18 protein-coding genes are annotated in these 16662 nt (G+C 37.6%); 11 read left to right on the top strand and 7 right to left on the bottom strand.

The annotated features are described in order from the left end of the window. Positions 1–33 precede the first annotated feature (33 nt). Positions 34–432 (top strand): hypothetical protein, encoded by a 399-nt coding sequence (locus tag AC1VNJ_RS12700; protein WP_014459877.1) that lies wholly within the window; start codon positions 34–36, stop codon positions 430–432. A gap of 21 nt (positions 433–453) precedes the next feature. Here AC1VNJ_RS12700 and ku read toward each other — a convergent pair whose 3' ends face one another. The 4 genes from ku to sspO form a co-directional block, all read right to left on the bottom strand. After that, positions 454–1287 carry a non-homologous end joining protein Ku gene (gene ku / locus AC1VNJ_RS12705; protein ID WP_482640863.1) on the bottom strand — a complete coding sequence of 278 codons (834 nt, stop codon included), beginning with the start codon at positions 1285–1287 and terminating at the stop codon, positions 454–456. 150 nt (positions 1288–1437) lie between these two features. Then, positions 1438–1878, bottom strand: a complete 441-nt coding sequence (locus AC1VNJ_RS12710) for an Hsp20/alpha crystallin family protein (RefSeq protein WP_034266496.1) — start codon at positions 1876–1878, stop codon at positions 1438–1440. 152 nt (positions 1879–2030) lie between these two features. Further along, positions 2031–2171: a small acid-soluble spore protein P gene (locus tag AC1VNJ_RS12715; protein WP_482640864.1), complete on the bottom strand. Its 141-nt coding sequence runs from the start codon at positions 2169–2171 to the stop codon at positions 2031–2033. Positions 2172–2383: 212 nt separating this feature from the next. Then, positions 2384–2533 carry a small acid-soluble spore protein O gene (gene sspO, locus AC1VNJ_RS12720; RefSeq protein ID WP_013083371.1) on the bottom strand — a complete coding sequence of 50 codons (150 nt, stop codon included), beginning with the start codon at positions 2531–2533 and terminating at the stop codon, positions 2384–2386. A 221-nt stretch (positions 2534–2754) separates the two neighbouring features. On the opposite strand from sspO, the gene acnA reads away from it, so the two are divergent. The 4 genes from acnA to AC1VNJ_RS12740 all read left to right on the top strand — a co-directional run bounded on the left by acnA (position 2755) and on the right by AC1VNJ_RS12740 (position 6814). After that, a complete protein-coding gene (acnA, locus tag AC1VNJ_RS12725) occupies positions 2755–5475 on the top strand; it encodes an aconitate hydratase AcnA (protein WP_033579123.1) in 2721 nt (906 codons plus the stop codon). Positions 5476–5670: 195 nt separating this feature from the next. Then, a complete protein-coding gene (locus tag AC1VNJ_RS12730; protein WP_049164862.1) occupies positions 5671–6270 on the top strand; it encodes a TlpA disulfide reductase family protein in 600 nt (199 codons plus the stop codon). Between the two features lie 212 nt (positions 6271–6482). After that, positions 6483–6626 carry an FbpB family small basic protein gene (locus tag AC1VNJ_RS12735; RefSeq protein WP_014459884.1) on the top strand — a complete coding sequence of 48 codons (144 nt, stop codon included), beginning with the start codon at positions 6483–6485 and terminating at the stop codon, positions 6624–6626. Positions 6627–6670: 44 nt separating this feature from the next. Then, the gene (locus AC1VNJ_RS12740; protein WP_014459885.1) at positions 6671–6814 is read left to right on the top strand and encodes an acid-soluble spore protein N; all 144 of its coding nucleotides are present in this window, start codon (positions 6671–6673) and stop codon (positions 6812–6814) included. Positions 6815–6845: 31 nt separating this feature from the next. Here the strand turns inward: AC1VNJ_RS12740 and AC1VNJ_RS12745 are convergent, their stop codons facing one another. Next, entirely contained in the window at positions 6846–7457 is a 612-nt protein-coding gene (locus tag AC1VNJ_RS12745) for a hypothetical protein (protein WP_034266493.1), read from the bottom strand. Between the two features lie 172 nt (positions 7458–7629). On the opposite strand from AC1VNJ_RS12745, the gene tlp reads away from it, so the two are divergent. The 3 genes from tlp (at position 7630) to AC1VNJ_RS12760 (ending at position 9913) form a co-directional block, all read left to right on the top strand. After that, entirely contained in the window at positions 7630–7872 is a 243-nt protein-coding gene (gene tlp, locus AC1VNJ_RS12750) for a small acid-soluble spore protein Tlp (RefSeq protein ID WP_013057249.1), read from the top strand. Positions 7873–7984: 112 nt separating this feature from the next. Continuing rightward, positions 7985–9412: a phospholipase D family protein gene (locus tag AC1VNJ_RS12755; protein ID WP_482640865.1), complete on the top strand. Its 1428-nt coding sequence runs from the start codon at positions 7985–7987 to the stop codon at positions 9410–9412. Positions 9413–9490: 78 nt separating this feature from the next. Beyond that, on the top strand, positions 9491–9913 hold the full coding sequence (locus AC1VNJ_RS12760; protein ID WP_028408348.1) for an acyl-CoA thioesterase: 423 nt from the start codon (positions 9491–9493) through the stop codon (positions 9911–9913). Positions 9914–9954: 41 nt separating this feature from the next. Here the strand turns inward: AC1VNJ_RS12760 and AC1VNJ_RS12765 are convergent, their stop codons facing one another. Both AC1VNJ_RS12765 and plsY read right to left on the bottom strand, forming a co-directional pair. After that, positions 9955–10245 carry a HesB/YadR/YfhF family protein gene (locus tag AC1VNJ_RS12765; protein ID WP_013057245.1) on the bottom strand — a complete coding sequence of 97 codons (291 nt, stop codon included), beginning with the start codon at positions 10243–10245 and terminating at the stop codon, positions 9955–9957. A gap of 379 nt (positions 10246–10624) precedes the next feature. Continuing rightward, complete coding sequence (plsY, locus tag AC1VNJ_RS12770; RefSeq protein ID WP_014459891.1) at positions 10625–11218, bottom strand: glycerol-3-phosphate 1-O-acyltransferase PlsY; 594 nt, start codon at positions 11216–11218, stop codon at positions 10625–10627. 205 nt (positions 11219–11423) lie between these two features. On the opposite strand from plsY, the gene AC1VNJ_RS12775 reads away from it, so the two are divergent. The 3 genes from AC1VNJ_RS12775 (at position 11424) to parC (ending at position 16570) form a co-directional block, all read left to right on the top strand. Then, complete coding sequence (locus AC1VNJ_RS12775; RefSeq protein WP_048019240.1) at positions 11424–11837, top strand: CoA-binding protein; 414 nt, start codon at positions 11424–11426, stop codon at positions 11835–11837. Between the two features lie 333 nt (positions 11838–12170). After that, positions 12171–14147 carry a DNA topoisomerase IV subunit B gene (gene parE / locus AC1VNJ_RS12780; protein WP_028413163.1) on the top strand — a complete coding sequence of 659 codons (1977 nt, stop codon included), beginning with the start codon at positions 12171–12173 and terminating at the stop codon, positions 14145–14147. Further along, positions 14144–16570, top strand: coding sequence for a DNA topoisomerase IV subunit A (gene parC / locus AC1VNJ_RS12785; RefSeq protein WP_033579117.1), 2427 nt, complete (start codon positions 14144–14146; stop codon positions 16568–16570). Before parE ends, parC begins: the two co-directional genes overlap by 4 nt. The last annotated feature ends 92 nt before the right edge of the window (positions 16571–16662 follow it).

Consider the following 16662-nt stretch of genomic DNA (forward strand, 5'->3'; position numbering starts at 1 on the left):
CATGTGCAGAGAACGTATCAGGAGGACAACGAAGTGAAAAAGATTCTACTATTCACGTTAGTAGCGCTATTGGCAACTTTTTTTATTGACAGGGTATACAGCGAACGCAACCAAGCGCAACTTCAGCAAACCGTAATTAATGAAATTAAAAAAACAAATCAAAGTAAAGAAGAAGCTTCCATCCTTGATTTTAATGAATTATGTGATTTTAGATGGGATAAAGTATATGTTTTTGGACCGGAAACGACCCGCAGTGAGGTAAATGAAAAGCTGGGCTTCAATTGGTCTGAAGCAAAAGCAAAAGGTATTGGAAAAGATAAAAAAGATAACTTTATTGTTTTTGTGGAAAATGATCAAGTAACGCAATATTTAAAAATACCGGCGTCATATGGAGCTATTGTTCCTAAGACTTCTGTTGCAAATGAAAGCTAACGAACTTCTTCGTTAGCTTTTTTATGCTTTCTTTTTTAAGGATGACGTTTTTTTCTCTGCTGTTGATTTTTTCGGCTGTAAAGTAGAAGGATCTATGCTCACCTTTAACATTTCCATTAAATGTCGAATATCTCGTTCTTCGCTTCCGCTGCCTTTTGTAACTTCGCCTTGATTTATTTTTTGCTGAATGACGTTTTGTAAGGCATCTCGGTAGTTGTTTTTGTAAATAGATGGATTAAAAGAAGTAGATAGCTTATCAATTAATTCCACCGTCACTTGTGTATCACTTTCATTAACAGAAGAAGTAGTAGATAAGTTAGGCACATCTGTGACTGAACGAAGTTCTTCTTCAAAATGCATCGTGTGAAGAACGAGAGAGCCGCCCACGGAACGAATAATGGCGATTTGCTGTTTGGAATATAAAAATACATTGGCAATACCGACTTTGTTCGTTAGTTCAAGTGCATTTAATAACGTATAATAAGCTTTTAGGCTCGTTTCTCCAGGAGAAATATAGTAGGGCTTATCAAAAAACAGGGGATCAATGTCATCTAACGAAACAAAGTGTAACAATTCAACGGCTTTGTTCGCTGAAAAAGGCTCTTTGATACTGTCAATTTCCTGTTGCGAAAGCACAACAAACTGACCGGTCGCGGTTTCGTATCCTTTAACCAGTTCATCGGATTCTACTTCTCGTCCACACGTTTGGCAATGTTTTTCTTGATGAATGGGTGTATGGCAAACGGAGTGCAGTGTGCGCAGCTTTACATCTTTTTCTTCAATTGCTCCGTGCAGTTTAATAGGGATGTCAATTAATCCAAAGCTGATTTTACCTTTCCAAGCAGTATGAAGCATAAATGTTCTCCTTTTACTCTTTTTTAGTAGTGTGCCGTAAAACAAATGAGATATCCAATTGTTTTGAAAAGGAAAACTTTCTAAAAAAACTATGTGCTAAATAAACAATTAAATAGTTCCAATAAAGCTGCAGATGTTGTCTCTGCAGCTTTATTGGAACTCAATAGGAACTATTGGCTGATTAGATTCATTTGTCTCATGTTTGGAAATCGTAATTTCAAGGATTTCGTTACTAAATGTAGCGGTAATCTTTTTATTCAATAATGAAAATGGAAAGTCAATTGTACGTTCAACGCTTTCTTCCATTTGTTCTCTTGCAAGCGTTCCTTGCTTTTCATCATGAAATTCTCTAAGGCAGTATTTCTTGGCTGTCAGCTGTAAGTGGTCAGCTTGTATCTGAACGATAATATCCTTAGGGTGATACCCTAATAATTCAGCTTCGACAATAAATGATTGTTCTGTTTCAAATAAATCTATACGAACGGAATCATAATCTAAATAACTCATAAAGGGATTTGAAAGCATGACTTCTAACAACTCTTGAAAGCCTTTTACAAACATTTGGTCTGCTGGCAGACGCTTGTTTTTCATTTCTACGTTCCTCCATTATTTAAACTGTTTCACTTTACTATCATATGCGCGTTTATGTACTTAGTGAACTCCTGTGCAAAGAATAAGCTTGAAGTACTAGCTGCCTTTTCTATGCATAAAAAAGCAAGCTCTGTAGAGAGCTTGCCGCTGTTTTACATATCATGTCCGCTATTGTGTTTTTGGCGAGAATGCTTACGGTTCTTTACTTTATGAGATCCACTTAGCGGTTCGGTCTGTCCAGAATTGCTTTTTGGCGCATTTCTTCTGATGTCTTTGCTGCTGTTTTTGTTCATAGTTAAACCCTCCCTTTCATTTATTAGGGTAGGATAGTGACAGAGAATTTATCCGATGAAAAATTCCCCTTTCTAAAAATAGGTTTAGCAAAAACAGGAAATGGGAACAGAAAAAAAGCGCCATATATAATGACGCCTTCTCGTTAGATTTCATGGAGTTAAACGATTTTGCTTTTCTAACTAGTGATTAGTATATCCAATAAGAGAATGTTTTATTGATTTTTTTTGCGTTTTTTATTATTTTGTTTCTGTTGTTCGGTTAATGGTTCATTTGAAAATTCTTCATTATAACCCGCTCCTTTTCCTTGAGCGCTAGCCGCGTTAGCTCCAGGAATGACGTGGTTTGACTTGCGTTTAGCCATGTTGAATCACCTCCGTTTCTAGCATGCGTAAAAATCAATGAAATATGAATTATTAGAAAAATAAAAGGGAGATGGAAGAAGGTTATAAGTGAAACTTATGTTAATTAATAACATTCTTTTTATTTACTTATGTATAATATTATATTAAGATAGATGGTGAAGGGAATAGAGGATGGGGTAAGTAAATCCTTTATACATAGAATTTTAAGGGGGTAAAAGCAATGACTAAAAAAGACGTTTTTAACGCTCGTTCGTCATTCGATCTTAATGGCAGCACATATAATTATTACCGCTTACAAGCTTTAGAGGAAGCAGGTTTAGGTAACGTATCTAAGCTGCCGTATTCAATTAAAGTATTATTAGAATCTGTTCTTCGTCAGGTAGATGGCCGTGTTATTACAAAAGAACACGTCGAAAACCTTGCAAAATGGGGAACAAAAGATATCAAAGATATCGATGTTCCTTTCAAACCATCTCGTGTTATTCTTCAAGATTTCACTGGAGTTCCAGCGGTTGTAGACTTAGCGTCACTTCGTAAAGCAATGGCTGATTTAGGAGGAGATCCTGACAAAATCAATCCAGAAATTCCAGTAGACCTCGTTGTCGACCACTCCGTACAAGTTGATAAAGCAGGTACAGCTGACTCATTACGAATTAATATGGACCTTGAGTTTCAACGTAATACAGAGCGCTATAATTTCTTAAGCTGGGCTCAAAAATCATTTAATAACTATCGTGCAGTTCCGCCAGCTACTGGTATCGTGCATCAAGTAAATTTAGAATATTTAGCAAACGTTGTTCATGCTGTTGAAGAAGATGGCGAATTCGTAGCTTTCCCTGATTCTCTAGTAGGTACTGACTCTCATACAACGATGATTAATGGTATCGGTGTTTTAGGATGGGGTGTTGGCGGTATTGAAGCGGAAGCGGGCATGCTTGGTCAACCTTCTTATTTCCCAGTTCCTGAAGTAATCGGTGTTAAACTTGTTGGTGAATTACCAAACGGTACTACAGCTACAGACTTAGCGTTAAAAGTTACGCAAGTGCTTCGTCAAAAAGGAGTAGTCGGAAAATTCGTTGAATTCTTCGGTCCTGGCGTAGCTGAACTTCCATTAGCTGACCGTGCAACAATTGCTAATATGGCTCCTGAATACGGTGCAACATGCGGGTTCTTCCCAGTTGACGCAGAGGCATTAGCATACATGCGTTTAACAGGAAGAGATGAAAAAGACATTCAGGTTGTCGAACAATATACAAAAGCAAACGGTTTATTCTTTACACCAGAAAATGAAGATCCAATTTTCACTGATGTTGTTGAGATTAATCTTGCTGAGATTGAAGCAAATCTTTCAGGTCCAAAGCGTCCGCAAGATTTAATTCCACTTTCTCAAATGCAAACAGAATTCAAGAAAGCTTTAACAGCTCCTGTTAGCAATCAAAGCTTCGGACTTGATGCTAAAGACGTGGATAAAGAAGTTACGTTTAAGCTTGCAGACGGTTCAGAAACAACAATGAAAACAGGTGCCATCGCTATTGCGGCTATCACAAGCTGTACGAACACATCAAATCCTTACGTATTGGTAGCAGCTGGTTTAGTTGCGAAAAAAGCGGTAGAAAAAGGATTGGATGTTCCAGCTTACGTGAAAACTTCTTTAGCACCAGGTTCAAAAGTAGTAACGGCTTATCTTCAAAATTCAGGATTGCTTCCATACTTAGATAAAATCGGCTTTAACATCGTAGGCTATGGCTGTACGACTTGTATCGGTAACTCTGGTCCACTTGAAGCTGAAATTGAAGCAGCGATTGCAGACAGCGACTTGCTTGTAACGTCTGTTCTTTCAGGAAACCGTAACTTTGAAGGACGTATTCACCAATTAGTAAAGGGTAACTACCTTGCTTCTCCACCGCTTGTTGTAGCATATGCACTGGCTGGAACGGTAGATGTAGATTTACAAAAAGATCCAATCGGCATTGATACAGACGGCAATGAAGTATTCTTTAGCGACATCTGGCCTTCTCAAGATGAAATTAAAGAAGTTGTTAGCCGTACCGTAACGCCTGAATTATTCCGTAACGAGTATGAGCGTGTATTCGATGACAATGAGCGCTGGAATGAAATTAAAACGAGCGAAGATGCTCTTTATACGTGGGAGAATGATTCAACATACATTCAAAATCCACCGTTCTTTGAAGGCTTATCAGAAGAGCCAGGTGAAGTAGAACCGTTAAATGATCTTCGCGTAGTAGCGAAATTTGGTGACTCAGTGACAACGGATCACATTTCACCAGCGGGTTCAATTGCAAAAACATCACCTGCAGGTCTTTACCTTCAAGAAAACGGTGTAGAACCAAAAGACTTTAACTCATACGGTTCTCGTCGTGGTAACCATGAAGTGATGATGCGCGGTACGTTTGCAAACATCCGCATTAAAAACCAAGTAGCTCCTGGTACAGAAGGCGGCTGGACAACGTACTGGCCAACAAATGACGTAATGAGCATTTATGATGCTTGTATGAAATACAAAGAGCAAGGTACAGGTCTTGTTGTACTTGCAGGTAAAGATTACGGCATGGGAAGTTCTCGTGACTGGGCAGCAAAAGGCACAAATCTTTTAGGTATTAAAACAGTAATCGCTGAAAGCTTTGAGCGTATTCACCGTTCAAACCTAGTATTAATGGGTGTTTTACCTCTTCAATTTAAAGATGGTGAAAGCGCGGATACATTAGGTTTAACTGGAAAAGAAACAATTGCAGTAGCAGTTGATGAAACAGTAAAACCACGTGATCTTGTAAAAGTAACAGCAACTGATGAAGCTGGAAACAAAAAAGAATTTGAAGTACTGGTTCGTTTCGATAGTGAAGTTGAAATTGATTACTATCGTCACGGTGGTATCCTTCAAATGGTGCTTCGTGATAAATTACAGTCTAAAACACATGCGTAAGGTATAAAGAAAAAGAGCGGTTCTCGTGAGCCGCTCTTTTTTTATGCAAACGCACCGTTTTCGACAAAAAGTGAGAGGGAAATATGCTATATTATAAAAGAAAATGCCCGATAAAAGGATTATTTTAGTAGATATTGCACATATCTATTAGTACATAGATTATCACTTTTTAGAAGAAATAAAGGAGCCGATCATATGGTTAAAAAAATAATTGCGGTCTTGCTTCTAGTAGGCTTTCTTAGCTACGCACTTTGGGAAGGGCTTTCTCCAAATGAAGCATCCGATAATTCTAACTTAAGCGAATACAAGGATTTAAATATTAAAAAAGGCGATAGTGCTCGTCAGGCTTCTGGTCAAGCTTATGGGTTAGAACCAAAAGATACAGCACCTCCGTTTACACTTTCAGATACGAACGGAAAAACTGTTCAATTATCGGACTTTAAAGGAAAAAAAGTTATTTTAAATTTTTGGGCCACATGGTGTCCGCCGTGTCAAAAAGAAATGCCCGATATGCAAGCATTTTATAAGAAATATGGAAACGACGTACAGCTGCTTGCGGTTAATTTAACTTCATCAGAAGGTAGTAAACAGGCAGTATCTAAGTTTCTGAGAGAAAAACAGTTTACGTTTCATGTATTATTGGACGACCAAGATACTGTGGGAAGTAAAAAATACCGGGTGTCCACCATTCCGACATCTTACTTTATAGATGAAGAAGGGAAAATTGTTCAGCGAGTGAATGGTCCAATGACGCTTAAACAAATGGAAAACTTTGCTCAACAAGCAGCGAATTAACTTCGCTGCTTGTTTTATTAAAAATGAAACTTATTTACTTTACCATCGTATATATAGATAAGTCAGTAAATATGTCAAACTTTCTTACAACTTTTCAAAAAGTATGTTTACTTATCTGACAAATTGGTTACAATATAGATAGTTATATGATATCAGTTTCTTTTGATTTTTCAGATTTTTCATAAAAATTACATAAAGTAGGTGTTGGAATCATGAGAAAATTACGCAAACGTTCATTTGAAGAGTTAGTGCAAGAAAATAAAACGCAGCTGTTAAAAGATCAGTCAGAAATTGAACGCATTGAATTGGAAATTGAAAAGCGGTTAGAAGATCGTATGCTTGAAAGAGCTGAATAACTTTAAAGTAAGTTGGTTAGAGTAACGGTGAGGAGGGGATAAGCATGGGAAATCCTAAAAAACAAAGCAAAAGTTTTGTTCCGAATCACATCGGCACTCAACCGAGAGAAGCTGGTGGAAATAACGGAAAACAAATGCAAGATACATCCGGCAAGCATCCTCAAGTTATTCAAACCAAAGGTGAATGAATAAAAAGTCGCTGAATTCAGCGACTTTTTATTATTTGAATTCTACTGTGAATAAATAAACGTAAGGGTTGCTCGAAATAAGCTCTTTAACAACTTCTCCGTCATCGGTTGAAAGCGGAGCAACTCGTATGCCACTGCCATCGTCACCAAATAAAGCAGCAACTGGATATGGTTTATTCATTTTCACTTTTTGTTTTTTCTCTAATCCAGTAAAGGAATAGCCGTTCATTTTCTTTGGCTTTTCCGCTTCTATCCCTAGGTTTGTATCGTTGCTTCCCACATTAAACATTACTTTGTGAGTATCATCATCGATTTTATATGTAATAGCAAACATGTCAAATTCTTTTGAAACAGTCAACCCTCCTGAGAATAAAGGTTGTTTGGCTTTTCCCTTTTCATAATAAGTAGCTTTTACATAAGCTTCTTTTGCTCCATTAGGAGCTTTAACATCGTATGCCATGATATTGCTTTTGTAGTCTAAGTTTGTCACGGCTAACATTTTTTCTTCATGTTTTGAGTAATGGTGAGGCTTGATAGAGGCACTTATTGTCAATTTTGATGCCAATGAAGTTTGCGACATAAAAAATACGGCAAGCACTGCAATAAAGATGACGCTTAGTAATGTTATCATTCGTTTGGTCATAGCGATTCCCCCTTTGTATGTATATATTACCATATTATGTATGTTTTATATATACATTTTAACTTAATTATAATTATATTATGTAAACTAAAATCATTTTTTTCCACTTATAGAGATGAACAAATCCGGCATACTACAATTGTAACAAAGTTATTTTGAGGAGGAAGATACAATGGCATGGAATAAACCGAATCCAGACGATCGCAGTGATAACGTTGAAAAATTACAAACAATGGTACAAAATACAATGAAAAACATTGAAGAAGCAGAAGAAGCTGCTGCATGCAGCACTGAAGAAGAACGTCAGCGCATTCAGCAAAAAAATCACAATCGCGAAGTAAGCATTGAAGCAATGCGCAGCGAAATAAAAGATGAATCAGAAGCTCGTCAAAATGGTTACGAAGGTACGATTTAATAAGTAAAACAGCGACAATAAGCAGCTAAAAATAAACGGTTTTAGCTGCTTTCTTTCTATATTTTTTTAGTAAGGTGAATAATAATATAAACTAGCGAAGAGGTTTATGTAGGTGAAAAAGCACGTGAAAAAGAAAATAGTAAGGATTTTGGTCAGTTTACTTGTCGTTTTGATTATTGTGGGCTCTTATCACACGCATAAGCCCTTGCCAAAAGGAGTTTCATACGAAAGTAGGCCTCACAAAGTAGAAGATGTATTTCTTTTATCGGACCTAACGTATCAAGACCAGCAGACGTCGGTTTCCGAACAACATATTTTTCAAGCAGTTACGAATGCGATTGATGACGCAAAAGCTTTTATTATTATGGATATGTTTCTATTTAATGGCTACTATAACCAAGGTGAAACGTTTCCTCACCTTAGTGATACGCTTGCAAGTAAGCTGATTGAAAAGAAACGAAAACATCCTACTATCGAAATCGTCTTTATTACAGATGAAATCAATACAACCTACGGCTCACATGATTCAAAGTGGTTAGATTCACTGCGGCTAAACGGAATCAAAGTGGTGCAAACCAATTTATCTAAGCTCAGAGACTCCATTCCACTATATTCTTCAGTGTGGAGAACTTTTGTTCAGTGGTTTGGTGAAAAAGGAACTGGATGGATCACGAATCCTTTCGGAAATAATGCGCCTAACGTGACGGCCCGTGCTTATTTTAAGTTGTTAAATGTAAAAGCTAATCACAGAAAAGTAGTAGCAACCGATCAAAGCGTTATTATCTCCTCTGCCAATCCTCATGATGCAAGCTTTTATAATTCCAACATGGCCTTTGAAGTAAAAGGGAATATCATTGGAGATGTTGTAAAAAGCGAACAAGCCGTGTCTGATTTTTCTTACGGAGGAGATTTACCTCGGTATAAGAAGAAAGAAAAAGAAAAGGGAGACCTCTATGTTCAGCTGTTAACAGAAGGCAAAATCTATAAGCACGTATTAAATGATTTACGTCATGCTAAAAAAGGCGACGAGGTGTGGCTTGGCATGTTTTATCTTGGAGATCGAGGCGTAATAAAGGCGCTTTTGAAAGCTTCCGAACAAGGGGCAAACGTACGATTAATTTTAGACCCTAATGAAAATGCGTTCGGAAGAAAAAAGTTCGGACTGCCTAACCGTCCAGTCGCAGCAGAACTTGTGAAAAAATCTAAAGGCGATATTAAAGTTCGCTGGTATCATACGGGAAAAGAGCAGTATCATCCTAAAACTTTATTTATTCGAAACAAAAGAAAGGCAATGATTATTGCAGGAGCAGCAAATTTCACAAAACGAAATTTGGATGATTTGAACTTAGAAACGGATATTAAAGTATCAGGACCTCCTAACAAAAAGGTTATGACGGAACTAAACGCTTATTTTGACCGCCTATGGACAAATAAAGACTACACATACACACTTCCTTATAAAAGGTATGAAAATAAGATGACGAGGCTGGAAACACTGATATATCGTATTCAAGATGCGCTTAGTCTTACAACATATTGAGTAATAACCAAACTAGTAGGAGTATATTCTCCTTATATGGTAAGATAAAACAGGAACAGTGCAAGAGGAGGTAGAATCATGCTAGTATCGAAGAAAGAAATCGAAGTGCGCTATGCAGAAACCGATCAGATGGGCGTTGTGTATCATGCTAACTATTTAGTATGGATGGAAATAGGCCGAACACAGTTTATCAGTGATTTAGGTTTTAGCTATGCACAAATGGAAAGAGACGGTGTGCTGTCGCCAGTTATTGATATACAGGCATCATATAAAAAGCCGCTTCATTATGGCGAGACAGCTGTGGTACATACTTGGGTTGAGAACTATGACGGTCTACGCGTTGTGTACGGATACGAAATTTTTAATTCAAATGAAGAACTTGCGTTAACAGGAACATCGTCACACGTATGTGTAAAAAAAGAAAACTTTAAGCCTATTTCGATTCGCCGTAATTATCCGGAATGGCATAAAGCCTATGAAGACGCCAAAAAGCAGGGTTAAGCGTAAGAATAAAAAGCATCGATAAATCGATGCTTTTTTTCTTACGCTTCGTAATGAAAGTCAGGTTCTTTTGTTTCTTCATTATAATTTACGGTCAAATCATGACCATCAAAGTACCAAAGGTCTTCATCTTCTACGAAAAATGTTAAACCGTCAACTTTTGTTTCAACGCCAACGTTTTTAGGAGAATCTGTGTTTACACCTAAAGAAAAACCTTTTTGAACGTTGCTGCATCCGCCGTAGCGAACAAAAAAGCGAATTGTTTCGTTTCCTTCTAGCATCATTTCGTCTTTGTACCACGTAGCTGCTGCTTCTGTTACTGTTAATTTCATTAATTATGCTCCTTCCAATACTGCGGATACATTTATTATAGTAGAAAGATAGATAAATTACCAATATATACGAATCCAGCTAGGAAGGAATAAGATAAAATAAAATAAAACGATTTAATATAGAGGCGAATGCTTCATTTCTATATTAAATCGTTTCATTCTTTCATTTAAAATCATATTGTTTTCCAATGGTTTCCCAGCAGTGAACGCAGTAGCGGCTTCCTTCTAGCTGTGAATCCATTTTCTTATTACGTTTGCAAATGGGACATTTTTTCTTCACATTATTCACCTCCTTATTTTAGTATCAGTATAACTAATAAACAAGAAATGTATTCGCTTACAAAGCGGTTATAAAAAAAGAAATAAGAGGAAGATCCTCTTATTTCTTTTTACCTGATAAAAATGTGACTTTCGGTTCTGTTTTGTTAAGAATTCGCGTAATATTTGCGCGGTGTCTGTAAATGACAAAGGCTACAATTACACCAATAATCATAATAAGCATGTAGTCTTGTTTAAATAGCGTGTAGATAAAGGTTAATACCCCAGTAACCATTGATGACAGTGATACATACTTCGTTATGTATAAGCAGATAAAAAAACATAATAGCACGAAAACAAATAAAAGAGGTTCATAACATAAAATCACTCCGGCGGATGTGGCAACAGCTTTCCCGCCTTTAAATTTTGCGAAAATAGGAAAAATATGACCAATGACAGCAAATAAACCAATGAAGAGAATGTTTTGATTTGTATCAAATAAAAGCGGTAAAGAAGCTGCTAGGGTGCCTTTTAGAATGTCTCCAAGCGTAACGATAATTCCGGCTTTTACACCCAATGTACGAAATGAGTTGGTGCCGCCTAAATTGCCACTTCCATGCTCTCGTATATCGATGCCGTATCCTAGTTTTCCAACAACTAGTCCAAAAGGAATAGAGCCCAAGATATAGGCAAGAATAGGTAATAAATAATTCATGTTTGAAAGCTCCTTTATTTCTATATCGTTTCTATTTTACCATGAGATACTTAAAAAAACATAGTTAGTTTTGGGTGAGAGACAATTATTTTTAAAAAAGAAGACGTTTACAAAAATAGAGAAAACGGGTACTATATGCAGGAAATCAACTGTAAATCGCGAATGTTGTTCAGTACATATTATATAGCTAAGAGAGGTAATAGACATGTCCATTAAAATTCCTTCCCGTCAAGAGCTTGGTAAAATATTGAAAAAAAGCAAGCGCATTGCTGTAGTAGGTTTATCAGATAATCCTCATCGAACGTCTTATATGGTTTCAGAAGCCATGCAGCAGCAAGGTTACGAGATAATTCCGGTGAACCCAACAATCAACTCAGCGCTCGGCGTAAAAGCCGTATCTTCATTAAAAGAAATTGAAGGGCATATTGATATCGTTAATGTATTTCGTCGCTCTGAGCATTTGCTTGAAGTTGCAGAAGAGTTTTTAAAAGTAGATGCAGACGTATTTTGGGCACAATCTGGTTTAATTAATGAAGAAGCATATGACCTGCTCGCTAAAAAAGGGTATACTGTAGTTATGGATCGTTGTATAAAAGTCGAGCATGCTTTAACAAAGTAAGATCTATAAGCAGAACAACCAACCCATGCACACTGCTTGCATGGGTTTCACCATGCGTTGAAATAGTAAGAGAGTTTCCGCTACAATAGACGTTAGACAGCTAGCTTTATAAGGCTTATAATCCATGAATACACAAGATATTGCTTTTATAATACGGAAATTTGTGCTAAAATCTTGTAAGTACGCAAAAATAGAAACATACGTTCTGTTGATGCGAACACTATAAAATTAAAAGATAGGATACATGATCATTTATTCTTAGACACGAAGCGCAAACGTTTGTGTTTCATACATAATGTAGTAATGTTCGTTGTGATGAAAGGGGTAGTATGAATGGCTCGGAAACAACAATTTAATTATAATGAAGATGCAATTCAAGTACTAGAAGGATTAGATGCCGTTCGTAAACGTCCTGGTATGTATATTGGAAGTACGGATACACGAGGTCTGCATCATTTAGTATATGAAATCGTCGACAACTCTGTCGATGAAGCTCTAGCAGGCTACGGAGAAGAAATTATTGTAACCATTCACAAAGATAATTCAATTTCTGTACAAGATAAAGGTCGAGGTATGCCAACGGGCATGCATAAACTAGGAAAACCAACGCCTGAAGTTATTTTAACCATCTTGCATGCAGGAGGTAAATTCGGACAGGGTGGATATAAAACAAGCGGAGGCTTACACGGAGTAGGTGCATCTGTTGTAAATGCGCTGTCTGAATGGTTGACTGTAACTATTCATAGAGATGGATTTATTTATGAACAGCGTTTTGAAAATGGAGGAAAGCCGGTTACGACGCTAGAAAAAATAGGGAAAACAAAAAAAACGGGAACAACGATTCATTTCAAACCGGATGCCACGATTTTTTCAACAACCGTGTACAATTATGATACGCTTTGTGAACGGCTCCGCGAATCGGCTTTTCTGTTAAAAGGATTCAAAATAGAGTTAATCGATAAAAGGCATGATCGTCAAGATATCTTTCATTATGAAACAGGTATTCAAGCCTTCGTTTCATATTTAAATGAAGAAAAAGATTCACTTCATCCAGTCGTCTTTTTTGAAGGGATTCATCATAATATTGAAGTTGAATTTGCATTTCAATTTAACGATGGTTATTCTGAAACCATTTTATCATTTGTTAATAATGTTCGTACCAAAGACGGGGGAACGCATGAGTCCGGTGCAAAAAGCGCTATGACGCGTGCGTTTAATGAATACGCCCGTAAAGTAAGCCTGCTAAAAGAAAAAGACAAAAACTTAGAAGGAACGGATATACGAGAAGGATTAGGAGCCATCGTTTCCGTTAGAATACCTGAAGAGTTGCTTCAGTTTGAAGGACAAACCAAAGGAAAGTTAGGTACAAGTGAAGCTCGTTCGTCGGTAGATGCAGTTATTTCTGAAAAACTTGCCTATTTCCTAGAAGAAAATCCAGACGTAAGCTCTCTTCTTGTAAAAAAAGCAATCAAAGCTGCTCAAGCGCGTGAAGCGGCACGTAAGGCGAGAGAAGACGCAAGAAACGGAAAAAAACGAAAGCGTCAAGAAACTGTTCTAAGCGGGAAGTTAACGCCTGCGCAATCAAGAAATCCTCAGCGAAACGAACTGTACCTAGTCGAAGGGGATTCCGCCGGAGGTTCAGCAAAACAAGGAAGGGATCGCCGCTTTCAAGCTGTGCTGCCGCTGCGAGGGAAAGTTATCAATACCGAAAAAGCCAAACTTCAAGATATTTTTAAAAACGAAGAAATTAGTACGATCATTCACGCGATAGGCGGAGGAGTAGGCGCAGATTTTACAATCGATGATATTAACTACGATAAAATAGTCATCATGACCGATGCGGATACGGATGGGGCTCATATTCAAGTGCTTCTTCTAACGTTTTTCTACCGCTATATGAAACCGCTTGTGGAAGCAGGAAAAGTGTTTATTGCTCTTCCACCGCTCTACAAAGTAAGTAAAGGGTCAGGTAAAAAAGAAGTGGTTGAATATTCATGGAGTGACGAAGAGTTGCAAGGTGCTATCGATAAGGTAGGAAGAGGGTATATGATTCAACGCTATAAAGGTCTCGGTGAAATGAACGCAGATCAGCTTTGGGAAACAACAATGAACCCAGAGACGCGTACGCTGATTCGTGTTCGTATTGATGATGCTGCTCGCGCTGATCGTCGTGTGACCACTTTGATGGGCGATAAAGTAGAACCACGCAGAAAATGGATTGAAAGCAACGTAGCGTTTGGATTAGAAGAAGATCCAAATATTTTAGATAATGAAAATGTATTAACGGTCGCAGAGGAGGACGTACAATGACACAAACAGAACGCTTTTTAGATTTACCTCTTGAGGATGTACTAGGCGACCGTTTTGGTCGATACAGTAAATATATTATTCAAGAGCGTGCACTGCCGGATGCAAGAGACGGGTTAAAACCCGTTCAGCGTCGTATTTTATATGCAATGCACGTAGATGGAAATACAGCAGAAAAAGGGTTTCGTAAGTCAGCCAAAACTGTAGGGAACGTAATTGGTAACTATCACCCTCATGGTGATTCATCTGTATATGATGCCATGGTTCGAATGAGTCAAGAATGGAAAGTTAGAAATGTATTAATCGAAATGCACGGAAACAACGGAAGTATTGATGGAGATCCCCCAGCAGCAATGCGTTATACAGAAGCTCGCCTTTCATCGATTGCTGCAGAACTTCTACGAGATATTGACAAACAAACGGTTGAGTTTGTGTCTAACTTCGATGATACAAGCAGCGAACCAACTGTGTTACCAGCTATGTTTCCTAACTTGCTAGTGAATGGATCCACGGGTATTTCAGCTGGTTATGCTACAGAACTTCCTCCTCATCATTTAGGTGAAGTAATTGACGCAACGATCATGCGAATTGATAAACCAACGTGTACAATTGAAGAATTAATGACGGCTATCCAAGGTCCTGATTTTCCTACAGGGGGAATCATTCAAGGTGTAGACGGGATTAAGAAAGCCTACGAGACAGGTAAAGGGAAAATTATTATTCGCGGAAAAACGGAAGTGGAGTCCATTCGCGGCGGAAAACAGCAAATTGTCATTACGGAAATTCCGTTTGAAGTAAACAAAGCCAACCTTGTGAAGAAAATGGATGAGCTTCGTTTAGATAAAAAAGTGGAAGGTATTGCTGAAGTTCGCGATGAAACGGATCGTACGGGTCTGCGCATCGTAGTAGAATTAAAAAAAGACGCAAATGCTCAAGGAGTACTTCACTTCCTTTATAAAAATACGGATCTGCAAGTACCGTATAATTTTAACATGGTTGCCATTGCTAAAAAACGACCAAAGCTTATGAGTTTGGCTAACATTCTTGATGCTTATATTGATCATCAAAAAGAAGTAGTAACAAATCGTTCTAAATACGAACTGCAAAAAGCACGTGAACGTGAACATATTGTAGCGGGATTGATTAAGGCACTGTCGATTTTAGATGAAGTTATTGCGACGATTAGAGCTTCTAAAGATAAGCGCGACGCTAAAAATAATTTAATTGGCAAATATGAATTTACAGAACCTCAAGCAGAAGCGATTGTGTCGCTTCAATTATACCGTTTGACAAACACGGACATTACAGCTCTACAAGCGGAAGCTGAAGAGCTAGGTGCTAAAATTAACGAGTTAGAAGAAATCTTACATAGCGAGAAAAAACTTTTTAATGTAATCAAAAAAGAATTACGCCGTGTAAAAAAGCAATACAGTACAGAACGCCGCTCAAAAATTGAAGCGGAAATCGAAGAGATTAAAATTAATCTAGAAGTGATGGTTCCATCTGAAGAAGTGATGGTAACAGTCACAAAAGACGGATATGTAAAACGAACAAGTCTTCGTTCTTACGCCGCGTCTAACGGGCAAGACTTCGGTATGAAAGATACGGACCGAATTTTAGCGAAGTATGAAATTAATACAACCGAAACGCTGCTCATCTTCACAAACAAAGGGAATTATTTATATATGCCAGTGCACGAACTTCCTGATATCAGGTGGAAAGACATGGGTCAGCATATCATGAACATTGTTCCAATTGATAAAGAAGAGCAGATTGTACGAGCGATACCGGTAAAAGAATTTAAAGAAAATCAGTATCTGCTTTTCTTTACGAAAAATGGTATGGTCAAAAAATCAGAATTACTTCAATATAAAGCACAGCGCTACTCCAAAGCTCTTGTCGCCGTTAATTTAAAAGGCGATGATGAAGTAGTGGACGTATATCAAACGGATGGTAAAAAACAAGTGTTTATTGCCACTCGCTCTGGCTACGGACTGCGTTTCCGGGAAGAAGAAATTAATATTGTAGGAACTCGCGCTTCTGGTGTAAAAGGAATTAACTTAAAAGACGATGATTATGTTGTAAGCGGCGTTATCTTCGATGAAGATGAAGCTCTATCAACTGAATTATTTATCGCCACGCAGCGAGGAGCTGTGAAAAAGACAAAAATTGCTGAGTTTGAAGAATCAGCACGAGCAAAACGAGGGCTAGTGATGGTCCGAGAACTAAAATCTAATCCGCATCAAATTGCAAAAGTAAAAGTAATCTCTAAAGAGCATTACATGATAGTGGAATCATCTAAAGGTCAAATCGAGCAGGTTGATCCATCTACAATGCGAGCTAGTGACCGATACAGCAACGGTTCATTCGTATTGGACCAAAGCGAAGCTGGCAATTTAGTTGATATGTGGCTGGAAGAAAAATAACAAAAAAGTAGTAAAGTTTTTAAAGCTTTACTACTTTTTTGTACCCAATATTTTTAAATTAAACTATGTTCTAAATAAACAATATAAAATGA

Source organism: Priestia sp. 3CA3, assembly GCF_056836725.1.